This window comes from Pseudomonas sp. B10 (assembly GCF_900156235.1).
GTDB classification, from domain to species: Bacteria; Pseudomonadota; Gammaproteobacteria; order Pseudomonadales; family Pseudomonadaceae; genus Aquipseudomonas; species Aquipseudomonas siliginis.
Map to the genome: position 1 here is coordinate 127,577 of NZ_LT707063.1, position 13,074 is coordinate 140,650.

7 protein-coding genes are annotated in these 13,074 nt (G+C 58.8%); 1 reads left to right on the forward strand and 6 read right to left on the reverse strand.

All coding sequences use genetic code 11. The features are described from left to right. Window positions 1–94: 94 nt before the first annotated feature. The 6 genes from BXA01_RS00630 to BXA01_RS00660 form a co-directional block, all read right to left on the reverse strand. Complete coding sequence (locus BXA01_RS00630) at window positions 95–691, reverse strand: glutathione S-transferase (protein ID WP_076562529.1); 597 nt, start codon at window positions 689–691, stop codon at window positions 95–97. Further along, window positions 688–4,329, reverse strand: coding sequence for an AAA family ATPase (locus BXA01_RS00635; protein WP_076562531.1), 3,642 nt, complete (start codon window positions 4,327–4,329; stop codon window positions 688–690). The genes BXA01_RS00630 and BXA01_RS00635 overlap by 4 nt, the downstream gene beginning before the upstream one ends. Further along, window positions 4,326–5,570, reverse strand: coding sequence for an exonuclease SbcCD subunit D C-terminal domain-containing protein (locus BXA01_RS00640; protein ID WP_076562534.1), 1,245 nt, complete (start codon window positions 5,568–5,570; stop codon window positions 4,326–4,328). Before BXA01_RS00640 ends, BXA01_RS00635 begins: the two co-directional genes overlap by 4 nt. Before the next feature lie 77 nt (window positions 5,571–5,647). Continuing rightward, window positions 5,648–6,808 (reverse strand): hypothetical protein, encoded by a 1,161-nt coding sequence (locus BXA01_RS00645; protein ID WP_231991001.1) that lies wholly within the window; start codon window positions 6,806–6,808, stop codon window positions 5,648–5,650. Between the two features lie 201 nt (window positions 6,809–7,009). Continuing rightward, window positions 7,010–8,122 (reverse strand): hypothetical protein, encoded by a 1,113-nt coding sequence (locus BXA01_RS00655; protein WP_157115938.1) that lies wholly within the window; start codon window positions 8,120–8,122, stop codon window positions 7,010–7,012. Beyond that, window positions 8,112–11,705, reverse strand: coding sequence for a toxin VasX (locus BXA01_RS00660; protein ID WP_076562540.1), 3,594 nt, complete (start codon window positions 11,703–11,705; stop codon window positions 8,112–8,114). Before BXA01_RS00660 ends, BXA01_RS00655 begins: the two co-directional genes overlap by 11 nt. A gap of 714 nt (window positions 11,706–12,419) precedes the next feature. Between BXA01_RS00660 and BXA01_RS00665 the strand changes: the two genes are divergently transcribed. Further along, window positions 12,420–12,896: a hypothetical protein gene (locus tag BXA01_RS00665; protein WP_076562542.1), complete on the forward strand. Its 477-nt coding sequence runs from the start codon at window positions 12,420–12,422 to the stop codon at window positions 12,894–12,896. The last annotated feature ends 178 nt before the right edge of the window (window positions 12,897–13,074 follow it).

Genomic DNA, 13,074 nt, shown 5'->3' on the forward strand with positions numbered 1-13,074 from the left:
TGCCTCAAGGGACGCTCCGCGTTCCAATGGGACGCAGAGCGTCCCCGGCTGCATTCCCACGCGGAGCGTGGGAACGATCAAGAGGGAGAGAGGGTTACTTCTTCATTATGGAGGTGAACAGGTCGGATTCGAGGAAACGCTGCAACCACACCTGCAAGCGAACATAAGGTGTCTGCGCGAACCACTCGCGATCAACGTGAGCGAACTGTCGGACGAAGGGCAGCAGGGCGATGTCGGCGAGGCTCGGATGCTCGGCGAGCAAATAGGCCCGGCCTTCGAGCAGCTCATCCAGTTTCTGCAGAAACAACGCACCTTCAGCCCGATAAGCTTCCATCGGCTGCTCGGGGTAGCGCTCGGCGTACTTGTAGCGATTCAATGCCGATTTGAAAATCTGATCATTACCCTCAATCAGTTTTTCCATCCACAGCGCTGCGAACGAGTCGCCGGCCAGCAACCAATCATCCGGATCATTCTGCGCCAACGCCCAGCGCATGATCTGCAGACTTTCATCAATCACCACGCCATCGGCATTCAGCACCGGCACGGTGCCCTTGGGCGAGAGCGCGAGCATTTCCGCCGGCTTGTTCTTGAGGCTGACCTCAACGATCTCCACCGGCACGCCCGCATAACGCAGCGCCATTCGCGCACGCATCGCGTAAGGGCAGCGGCGGAAGGAAAACAGCGTGTTCATTTCACCTCCAGCGTGCTCAAACCATTGCCCTGGCGCCGCACCTGAATCTGCACCGGGATGCGTTCGTGCATTTCCTGCACATGGGAAATCACCGCCACCTTGCGTCCCTGTGCCTGCAAGCCATCGAGCGCGTCCATGGCCAGTTGCAAGGATTCCGGATCTAGGCTGCCAAAGCCTTCATCGATAAACAGCGATTCGATTTTCAGCGTGCTCGACGCCATCGAGGCCAGACCCAGCGCAAGGGCGAGTGATACGAGGAACGTCTCGCCGCCCGACAACGAATGCACCGAGCGCAGTTCGTCGCCCATTTCCGTGTCCATCACCAGCAGGCCGAGCATGCTGCCGCCACGTTTGAGGCGATAGCGTTTGACCAGTTGGCGCAGCTGCGCGTTGGCGTGATGCACCAGCAGGTCGAGGTTGTAGGCCTGGGCGATCTTGCGGAAGGTGTCGCCGGTGGCCGAGCCGATCAAGGCACTGAGCCGCGCCCAGCGCTGGTACTCGGCATAGGCGTCGGCGATCTGCTGGACCAGCGCCTGATTGACGTTCTGCCGGCGCTGGTCTTCAACCTGTTCGGCGCGCAGTTCGGCGCACTGCTGCTCGCTGACGGCGAACTGGTTTTGCATCTCGGCGAGAGCGCTGTCGAGTTGTTCGGCGTCAAGATTGCCGTCCTGCCGGGCCTGGTGATCAAGCAGACGCTGATCGCGCTCCTGCAACAGGACTTGTGCCTGTTCGATGGCTTTTTCGTTGTGCTGAAGGGTCTGGCGCAGCGTGGCGACTTGCGCGTCGTCGAAGCGCAGCAAGTCTTCGAGGCCGCCGTCATCCAGTTCCGGATGGCTGGCGCGCCAATCGGCGATCTTGCCGGCGAGTGCCTGGTCTTCGGCTTGCAGTGCTTGCAGGCGTTCCTGTTGGGCCTTCAGCTCAGCGGCGATCAGCACCAGCTGCGTGCGCACGCTTTGCAGCTCCTCAGCGGTACGGGTTTCGGCGCTACGCGCCTGTTCCACCGCGTGTTCCAGTTGCTGCTGCCAATGCTCGGCGCTGCTGTGCTCGCCAAGTAACTGCGCGAGTTTTTCCTGACAGCTTTGCTGCTGCTCGGTCAACGCCGTGAATTGCTGTTCGGCACTGTGCAGTTGCTGAGTGCGCAGCTGCTGGCGATCCTGTTCTTTCTCCAGCGTTTGCTGGCGTTGCTGCTGTTCGCTCAGCTCTTCCTTTTGCTGTTCGAGCTGGGTCAAACGCTCGGCGATCTGCCGGTCCAGCTGCATGAACGTTGCCGCCGGCTCCAGGCGCAAGGCTTCAAGCGTGTCAGCGGGCAGCAGCGGGCCGAACGCGCTGAGTTCTTCTTCAAGGCGCTGACGGTCGCTGTTGAGTTCATGCTGCTGATGGCTCAGCTGTTGCGCCGCTTGCTGATGCGCCGCTTCAGCCTGACGCAATTGCTGCGACAAGCGCGCCGCGTCCTGTTGCAAGGTGAGCAGGGCGCTCTGGCGTTGTTCGTCCTGAGTGATGCTCTGGTTCAATTGCTCGGTCTGGCGGCTGAGCCAGGCGTCGCGTTTGTCGGCGTCCTGATTGAACAGTTGCGCGGCCAGCGGATGCGCGTCGAGGCTCGGGGCCAGGGCTTGTTGCTGCGCCGCGAGTTGTTCCTGTTGCTGCAGCAGCTCTTTCTGTTGTGCGATCACGCCACCGACTTCGCCGCGCAGTTCGATCAGTTTTTCCTTGAGCTGATCGACCACTTGCTGGGCGTTGGCCTGCTCGTTTTCATCGTGACGGCCAAGGCTTTGCAGCAGTGCTTCGGGCTGGTGATAGGGATGCTCGTTGCTGCCGCAGACCGGGCAGGGCTGATCGTCCTGCAACTGCGCACGCAACTCTTCGACACTAGCGCTGCGCGCCAGCCGCTGACGTTCAAGCAGTTCGCGAGTGACGCTGAGGGTCTGCTCGGCGACGGTCAGTTCGGCCTTGGTTTTCACCCCGTCTTGGGTCAGGCGTTCGCGTTGCTGCTGCGCGTCGAGCTGACGTTGTTGCAACTCGGCGCTGCGCTTGTCGAGATCCTGTTGAGACGCCCACAGGCGCGACAGGTCTTCGATCGCGCGCAGCTGTTTGCGGTTGTCCTGCAGCAAGGTGCCGAGCAGTCCGATCTGTTCGGCGACTGCGTCCGGCTCTGCGCCAGCTTCTTTGAACAGCACTTCCAGTTGCTGTTTGTGCGAGGCCAGTTGCTCAGCACTGTGCGCGGCGTTCTGTTCGAGGGACGCCAGTTCGCTCTGGCCCTTGTTCAAGCGGTTGCCGATCAGCATCAGTTGTTGCAGACGATCGCGATAGGCGCTCCAGGCATCGCTCAACGGCGCCAGATGGGCACTCTGCTCAAGCTCGCTGGCGATGCGTTGCAAGCGCGCGGCGACTTCAGCCTGTTTTTCTTGCAAAGCCTGAATCGTGCTCTGGCCATTCTTGAACGCTTGCTCGGCCGCTTGCCGGGCTTCGGCGCTGCTGGCGGTGTCCTTGATCAGGCGGGCGAGGGTGCTTTGCTCTTCAAACGCCTGGCGCAGCAACGGCGCGTTTTCGCTCTGGCGCTGTTGCGCTTCGCTCAGGGCGACTTTCGCTGCGTCGAGGTTCTGTTCCAGCTGCGTCTGGCGTTCCCCGAGTGCCGCGTGTTGTTGGGTGTGCGCGGCAATCTGCGCCGCCAGTGGTGTCAGCAGCGCATCGATCTCAGCCTTGCGCGCGAACTGATGACGCTGCGGGCCAAGCTGTTCCAGACGCGTCAGTTTTACCCGCTCGCCGGCCAGTGCCTGCCATTGCTGTTGCGCGGTTTGCAGTTGTTCGCTGGCCGCTTGCTGCGCTTCCTGCAACAGACGCAAATCCTTCAGCCAGGCATGCTGTTGCTCAAGCTGTTTGAGCTGCGCCTGTTGCGCCTTCATCTGTTGCTGCGCAGTGTTGAAACGCTCGTCGAGTTCGGCGCGCGCTTCCGGCGCCAAAGGCGTCACACCGGTGGCCTGATCCTGCAACTGCTTGTGCGCTTCGCGGGCCTCTTTGGTCTTGTCGAAGGCGCGGCGGCCGAGGCGGGTGTACAGCGCGGTGTCGGTGAGTTTTTCCAGCAGTTCACTGCGGTCGTTGTCGTCGGCCTTGAGGAACGCACTGAACTCACTCTGCGCCAGCAGCACAGCGCGGGTGAACTGTTCAAAGTTCAGGCCCAGCGCAGCTTCCAGCTGGGTTTTGTATTCGCCTTTCTGGCTGGCGAGCAGTTGATCCTGATCGATGTCGCGCAGGCTCTGCCGACTGGCCTGGAGCTTGCCGCCAGCCTTCTCGCGAGCACGATTGGCTTCCCAGCGCGCGCGGTAGCGACGGCCATCGACTCCGACAAAGTCCACTTCTGCATAGCCTTCACCCGTGCCGCGCCGCAGCAAGGTGCGCGGGTCGCCAGTGGCGATTTCACCGTCAGCGTCGGGGACTTTCGCATCGCGACCGGTGTTGTTCAGACGCGGTACGGCGCCGAACAGCGCCAGACACAACGCATCAAGCAACGTGCTCTTACCAGCGCCTGTGGGGCCGGTGATCGCAAACAGACCAGCGCTGGCCAGCGGTTCAGCGGTGAAATCGATCTCGAACGGACCGGCCAGCGAGGCGAGGTTCTTCAAACGAATGGCGAGAATTTTCATGGCTGCTCGCCCTCCAGTTGCACGTCTTGCAGCAGTTCGGCGAAGTCCTTGAGCGTCTGCTCGTCGACCTCGCTGCCGTAGTTGTCGAGCCAGGCGCGGCTGAACAGTTCCTGCGGGGTGAGCTGGTCGAGTTCGATCAGCGTGCTGCCGTCATCGCCGCCATCGGCGCCACGATTGCCGGCGTATTCAGCGGCGATGCGCACCAGTCGCACGGCTTTGCCTTGCAGTGCGGTTTCCACTTGATGGCGCAGATCCGGCTGCGGCTCGTCAAGGCGCACGCGCACTTCGAGCCAGGGCTGGCGCTGGGTTTCGGCGAGCAGATCGATGTTCGGCAGGTCGGCCAGTTGCAGCAGAATCTCGGCCAGCGGCGCCGGGCCGATGCGCTGCAGATTGACCGAGCGCGGGATCAGTTTCGGCTCGACGCTGACCAGTGTTTCACCGTCGAGGACCACATCGAGAATCTGATGCTGATAACCGATTTCGGAGAACGACAGCGGAATCGGCGAGCCGCTGTAGCGGATGCGCTCCTCGCCGTTGACCTTCTGCGGCTTGTGCAAATGGCCGAGGGCGACGTAACTGATGCTTTCGCCGAACAGGCTGGCGGGCAGGGCTTCGGCATTGCCGATGATCAGGCTGCGCTCGGAATCCTCCGACACCGAGCCCCCGGCCATGTGCGCGTGGCTGATAGCGATCAACGCCTGTCCGGGCTGACGCTTGGCATTCGCCGCCGCGATCAGCCATTCATGCACCTGACCGATGCCGCGCAGATAGTTGTCACCCAGATGCGCGCCAGTGACTTCCGCAGGGCGCAAGAACGGCAGCGCCAGACACCACGCGGCGATTTCTCCCTGCGCATTCGGCAGCGGCAGCAACAAACGTTCGGCGTCGAGCTGCCCGTCATCCAGCCACAAGACCCGACCCAACGCGTGAGTGCGCAAACGCCGCATCAACGGCGCCGGCAATTCGATCCGCGAACCGGAATCATGGTTGCCGGCGATCATCACGATGGTCAGCAACGGCTGCTGTTCGTGAGCGCTGACGATGAAGTCGTAGAGGCGTTCCTGCGCTTTGACCGGCGGATTGACCGTATCGAAGATATCGCCGGCTATTAGCAGCACATCCGGCTGCGCCAAGTGCAACTGGCGCAGCAGCCATTCGAGAAAACACGCGTGCTCGAAATCGCGCTCCTGGCCGTGCAGGTTTTGCCCAAGGTGCCAGTCGGAGGTGTGGAACAGACGCAAGGTGGACTCCGCATTTTGATCAAGAGGGTGGCCGCGAGGAACAAAGGGCGGCGAGAGGAGGGGAGTTTACTGGCAAATCACGCCCCTTGCCTTGTCGTGTGTCTGCTTGCACCGACAGCGGCGAATATTTCGGTAATCGGCCGATGCGGCTGGCGCTTGTGCATCCGCCGCACTTGTTCACTCAGTCGCAACAACTCTTCACTGGGCTTGGCCCATTGCTCTTTCGGCAGCGGCTCGGACCAGGCGCGCATGACTTCCGGCAGCGCCTGCTTGCCGATTCTTTCCAGACGGCGCACCTCCCATTCGACCAGACGATTGGGAATCGTCCATAAAGTCATGACGTGATACAGGTACCAAAAAAATCCCGACAACCGCGAGCGGCGGCCGTCACGGATCTGCTGATGCATCCGCGCGCGGGCGTTACGGAAAGTGTGCAGGCCTTCGTGGGGCGGGTCGTCCGGCCCTTGAAGGTCTTGCAGGTCCTGAATCGATTTGAGGTCGTTGACTTCGTACTCCATGTAACCGCGAATCGCTTCCCAATGACTGATCGCAAGCTCCAGGCCGGCGCATTGGAATTCGAGGCTGGTGAGGGTTTCGCCGTGATCAAAACCGATGCCCATGCCGTATTGGCGATGGATGCCAAACTGGGTGGCACCTTGGGCTTCGATAATCCAGGCGCTGAGCGATTCCCATGGAACGAAGACTGGTTCGGTGGCGCCTTCGGGCATGAAGCAGACTTCGCGGCGTTGGCGGTTGAAGCGGGTTGGGATGAGGGAGAGGCGTTTTTTGTGGACGTGGTGCCAGACGGCCAGGCCGATACCCAAGGCCATATAACCCGTTAATAACGCCAATTTGTAAAGGGCAAGAAAAACACCCTCAATAATTTCCTTAATGAACTCCCAGTTATCTCCAAACGTGAGCCCAATAAAGCCTCCCACCAGTGGATATAGAAACGCGATCATGAATGTGCCACTGAACGGTCCTCCTAAAGTCACCTGCCACATAAATACCTGCGGGTTTCCCAACCCGAAGTCCATGTAAACACTGTTTAGTACCCCTATATGAGGCCCGTAGGGTGGCGTTTGTGTTGGTAATGGCAAGGGCGCGAGATAGGTAATTTTTCCACTCGGAAACGGCTCTACATCGCCCGCTTTTCTGATCACCTCACATTGCGCATCAACAAGAGGCTCATTGTGATTATTCAGCATGGTCAGCCCTTTCGAGGTATTGATTTTCAACCAGCAGAACCATCGGGTTTTCCTTGAACGAGCCGGGAGCAACAACTGCGAAATGGCCGTCACCCCGAGGGTCTCTCGCCTCGGCCAACATCAACCGAAACATCCGCATCCAACGCGGTCCTCTGTGGGAGCGAGCCTGCTCGCGAAGGCGCTCAAACAGGCAAAAAACCTCCCACCCTCTGGCCACAAAACTGCTCAACATCAGCACTCAGCTCGCCTGCAAACCTCAGCGAAAATCTGCGTAATCGGCCGATGCGGCTGGCGCTTGTGCATCCGCCGCACTTGTTCACTCAGTCGCAACAACTCTTCACTGGGCTTGGCCCATTGCTCTTTCGGCAATGGCTCGGACCATTCGCGCATGACTTCCGGCAGCGCCTGTTTGCCGATCCTTTCCAGACGCCGCACTTCCCATTCGACCAGACGGTTGGGAATCGTCCATAAAGTCATAACGTGATACAGGTACCAAAAGAATCCCGACAGCCGCGAGCGGCGGCCTTCATGGATCTCCTGATGCATCCGCGCGCGGGCGTTGCGGAAAGTCTGCAGGCCTTCGTGGGGTGGGTCGTCCGGGCCTTGCAGATCCTGCAAATCCTGGATCGATTTGAGGTCGTTGACTTCGTACTCCATGTAGCCGCGAATCGCTTCCCAATGGCTGATCGCGAGCTGCAGGCCGGCGCATTGGAATTCGAGGCTGGTGAGGGTTTCGCCGTGGTGAAAACCGATGCCCATGCCGTATTGGCGGTGGATGCCAAACTGGGTGGCGCCTTTGGCTTCGATGATCCAGGCGCTGAGCGATTCCCATGGAACGAAGACTGGTTCGGAGGCCCCTTCGGGCATGAAGCAGACTTCGCGGCGTTGGCGGTTGAAGCGGGTTGGGATGAGGTGGAGGCGTTTTTTGTGGTGGTGGTGCCAGACGCCTAGACTGATTGTTAGAGTGAGAAATAAAACCTCTAAGCCAAGTATTTTGGACTCTCGAAAAATCTCTTGTACGTAGGTCCAACTTTCCCACCCGTCTCCGGACGCCAGCCCAAGAATGCCTCCTGCCACAGGTGTCAGACAGACGAACCAGAAAGCAAGACTGAAAGGACCGCCCAAGGTCATCTGCCAAGAAAATATCTGTGGTGAGCCTGTGCCAAGATCCATGTAGACCTGACTGAGTTCGCCTATATGAGGCCCATAGGGGGGTATGGAAGTTGGTAATGGAAGTGGTGCGAGATAAGTGATTTTTCCACTCGAAAATGGTTTGATGCTTCCAGCTTTTCTGGCTTGCTCACAGATCGTCGTGTTAATCGGCTTGTGGGGTTTAATCTGCATGGTCAGCCCGCTCAAGAAACTGGACTTCGACCAGCAGTATTGGTGGTTTCGTTTTTATTTGCTGGGCTCCTACCACCGGAAAGTGGCCCTTTCCCCGTGGATCAAGTTGAATGATACGAGTTCGCGATATCCCCTCACCTTTTTCATTCGTTGACTCAATGCAAACTGCCAACTCAAGGGTTTCTTTCGCGGGCGTGTATTCAGAATCGAGATTGACTGGATACTTAAGACATAGCACTAATCCATCGGAATCAGACTTAGCGATACTTAGACTGGCTAAAATCTCGTCGCTGATAACTTCTCGCTCTTCCCGTGGCACTCCTCGGCTATGCAGCGGAACGGAAATACGATGCGCTCCTATACCTAAACGGTGCTTGGATTTTCCGCCAAAGGGTGGCAGTAATTCACTTAGTGTCAGGCTGGGTATGACTAGATGGATATCGCCGGGTTTGGGTGTGAGCAACAGTTTTCTCAACCATGACACGTCCTGGTTCGAACCGATCTGAACATAGGGAGCGTTGATCAGAAAGGCTAAATAACTTTGATAGTCGTGAAGTGTATGATCGCCACGCATTTCGGCATCTCTACCCCATGGTGTGATCCGTAACCATTTGTCATGAGCACTGATGTTGTAGCGGTTGAACAGCCAGGCCCCGCTCAACTCAAGCAAGGTGAACAACGCGCCGGCAAGATTAAACCGGAAAAAGACTGTAGAGAGACGGGTTCCGGCGGCGGCCCATGCAGTTGTTCTCGCAGCGCTGTTTGATGCAGTGAGTACCTTGTAGCTTGCAGACAAAGTTTGTCCCAGACCATAGGCATTAGCCGACGTCATTCCACTTGCGCCTAAAACTGCGAGCGCGGCGGCCCTCTGTGCCGACGGATTACCACTGCGAATTGACTGTTGCCAATTTTCGAGTTGTTTTGCGAGATTGACTGCTGAGGTTACCAACCCCAGACCGTAGGTAAGAAAGCCCAGTCCGATGTGCAACTTGCCCATTTGTATGTGTACGCTTTGCAATGCCTCGTGCTGAACCCTGGCAATCAGCGCATCGCTACGAGCCTGCAACGCAGTATTGGCAAGGCTTTGCCCTGCAGTGAATCCAGCAGCCCCCGTAGCAGCGAGCGCATTGGCGAAAGGTCCCCACACCCTTTTATTCGCTGTTTGCCTACGCAACTCATGGAAAACTGCTGCCAAATTCACCACCTGCACCAACACCACCAACAACCCCATCCCCTCCGTCCGCACCAGACTCGCCTTCGAAACCCCCGCCACCCCTGCGCGAATATTCTCCAGCAACCCGCGCAATTCTCCGTGCTGCGCCGGCGGAAAGACCACCGTCAATCCCGCTTTCGCCGGGGTGGCGCCATACAGTCGCGCCGAGCGATCAGGTAACTCATCAATCGGGCTTAACGCTGCCGCGAGGCGGCCTTCGAACAGCGCCAGTTGCGTGCGCACGCGGACGATTTCCTGCTGCAATTCCACTGCCCGGGCGGTTTTGTGGCCCTGGCGGTTTTTGTTGTGGGTGAGCTGGTTGCGTTCGCGGTTGAGGGTTTTCAGGTAGTCGCGCTCGCGCAGCACTTCCTTGATCGTGGCTTGCAGCGCCGCTTGCTCTGCCGGGGTGGACACGGTGAAGGTCACGCCGCTGGTTCGCGCGGCGTCGAACACGCGCAGGCGCAGGGCTTTGGGCAGGCGCTGGAACAGTTCGTCGAGGTCGGGGATTTTCTCGCCGGCGAGATCAAAGCCTTCCAGCGCCCGGCTCAGGCCGAGGTTCAGCGCCGGGCTGTAGGTGTCTTGCACGGCATCGGCGAGGACGCGGCTGTGTGCCGGCAGATCGTCGAGGGCTGGAAGCTGTGGCTGCTCGATGCTCTGCAATTTGGCCAGCCAGTCCGGCAGGTTGTTGAACATCGCCATGCCGGCGTTGAACAGCGTTGAATATTGCCCGGCCTGTTCGGTCTGCAAGCGCAGCGGCAAGGTGTAGAACAACGGGCGGGTCAGTTGCGGGTGTTGTTCGAGGTAATCGAGCATTTGTTCGTTGGCCGCATCGCTACGGCCGATGTCCTTGAGACAGGCGTATTCGCTGGCGAGCGCCTGATCGATCTGCACTTGCCCGTCGAAATACCACGCCGAGCGATGGAAACGCCCGGCGCACAGCAGTTGCGCGCGATCGGCGGTGATGCGTTCGAGCAGGCGATTCCAGCGTCCGAGGTTGTCGCGATGACTGTTGAGCACCTCGTCCATGGCCGGGCGGTCGATCAGGTCGTTGATGCCGCGCTTGCCGCTGAGCAGCGGGCCGTCGAGAACGTCCTTCATGCGCCGGCTCTGATCCTTGCCGAGCTCGACCAGTGTGCTGAGGTGGCGCTCGACGAAATCGGCCGGGGCGGCTTCAGCAAAATATTCACGGGTGTAAAAGCGCCGATCTGCCTCGGCGGTGACGCGAGCATGTGCGGTGAAATCCGGGGCGACGCCGTCGAAACGGTTCAGCGCCAGCGACTCGTCCAGTGCCTTTTCGCGAAGCTGTTGCAACTCAGGCGTGGCTTCGCCTGCAACTGGCTCGACCTCACCACCCTTGTTCAAATACTCGAGCAGCGCCTGCCGGGTATTTTCCCGATCCGGTTCGGGCAATTGCTCCAGTTCAGCAAACAATGCCTGGGCGCGCGGATCGTCGCTGGCCTTGGCCAAAGTGTCGAAGTCCTGAGATCCGAGCTGGCTCAGCGACTCGATGTAACTGGCCAGCAGATAGTCGCGCTCGTTGTTGTCGGTGTTGCTCCACTGCTCGATCCAGCCGACCACCAGGTCCTGATAATCAGCCAGATCGCGCATCACGCCGAGGTCGTCGTTGACCAGCAGAAACAGCGTGTCGTCCTGATAAGGTCCGCGCACCCGACCAAGAAATTCGCCGATATGCGCCTCGCGAAAACGTCGTGGGTTTTCCCACAGATAGGGTTCGCGTTCGTGCTCCGGCGCATCGCTGACCTGCACCGTCGGCATCCGCGTGGCGTCCGCCTCGGCCAGCGGTTTCGCTGTGCAGGCCACTTCCGCCAGCCACTGTTTGGCCTGGGCCACGGTGAGCAGATGCTCGCCGCCGATCAGACAATGCACCGGGCCGAGATCGACCGCCTGCATGAAGTGCTCGCGTTCCTGCGCACTGTCCAGCACCTGTCGGCACTTCGCCGCGCTCAACTGCACGTCGGCGAAGGTCACGTAGAGGGTGCTTTTGCGCGAGAAGATCAACGCCGGACGTTCCTCGATGGCGCTGCGCTGATCCTCGCTGACGCTTTTGCCGCGATGCAGCAATGCGCTGATGACGCCGTCGAGCACGCGATATTCGTACAGCTCACCGCTGAGACTGTCGACGATGTACAGCCAGCCATCGCGCAGGCGGCGAATGCCCATGGGACGCGTGGTCAGGGTGTACGGCAGCGTGAGTTCGCTGCTGGGGTCGAAGGTTTTTTCCACCAGGCCGTACGCGAGGGGCAGCAGCTGCACGTGGGTGTTGCGCAAGGGGCAGGCGGCGGGGCCGATGATCGGGGCTTTGGACGCGGCGGCTGCCGCAAGGTTGGCGGGGTGCATCATTGAGCACATTTCCCTGTGTCTATTTGTGACAGAGAAATGTGCGTGTATCTGGAAAACGACAGCAGTCAGATCTTTCTGTGTTTTGCGTAGGAATCGAACACTCGGGATGAAACCTACAAGGGATCGTCCGAAATCTTACAGAGGTTACTTCGGATGAATCGTGAGTAACGCTGAAGGCCTACCCGCGCTCGCAAACCGACGCAGGGCAAACAGAGCCTTTAACAGGCGCATTGCCCGAGGATACGAGCTGTACCGCTCATCGAAACCGATTGTTCAACCCATCGATTGATTGACGCCAAAATAGTGGCCACCTAATATCATGCCGGCTGATGCGCTAGTGCAGAGACGCCAGCGACTCTTTGCGCTCATCCGCGCCGCTGTCCGGCCGAGCATGGCACCTGATCAGACCGATTATTGCCCGTTGCAGGATCTTCTACATGGACGTTCGTCGTACGTATTTCTCGCGCACCAGTCTCCTGCCCCTGTGGGCGAACTCATCAGTTCATTGGCATGCCCAAGCGCGGACAGACGTTCCTGCTGGCAAACATCATGGTCTTGCAGCCACTATGAGCGCAGTCCGATGGCATCGTCGTTGCCAATCCCAGTATCTCGCTGGATCGTGCGGGTAATGGAGCAGAACCAGGGACAAAACAAGTTCTGATAAACAGAGGTCTGTCCCCCCGAGGTCCCCCGTGGCGGAAAATCGTGTCTGGAGCCCATGCAATGCATCTGATCAACTCTTTACCCTTCGTCATCGACACTGAACCCTATGACGCGTGGAAGCAGCAATGGGCAAATCAGGAAGGCCTGGATATTCATTCGTATATCAACGACCAATGCCACCCGGAACAGATATTGATGTTTTCCACGTTGCTCTTCCCGACGTTCATCGTGTCTGAGGGAGGCGTCTTCCTCGAGCGAAATTTTTCACACGAAGCGTTCGCGCGCTGCGTGAACCTTGCCGCTGGCGACATGGCGGAGGTTGAGCGGCTTATGAATTATGTGAAGATTTATGATGTTTTTGGCCAATACGGAAATGGTGTATCGCCCAGAATATTTCTTCAGCTGTGCGAGATGATCGGGTTTGCCTGGCGAATGGTGTTGAAGGAGAAATTCCCGGACACATTATTCACTGTCGAGGTGTCGAACTCGGATGAGGATTACGGCCCGGTGGTTACGTTCTATCAGGTGAAACAATGATTGATCCCATTCCCAACGCTCGCTGATAAAAAGATTTTTGTCTTGATGTGCTCGCCTCAAGACCGTGGGCGAGCAATTACGTTTCTTGAGTTGAGCCACCAATACAATGCCTAAATTTTCCTGCGTGTGCGGTCAGATAATCAATTTGTCTCATGGTACGTCCGAGTCCGAGTTTTCA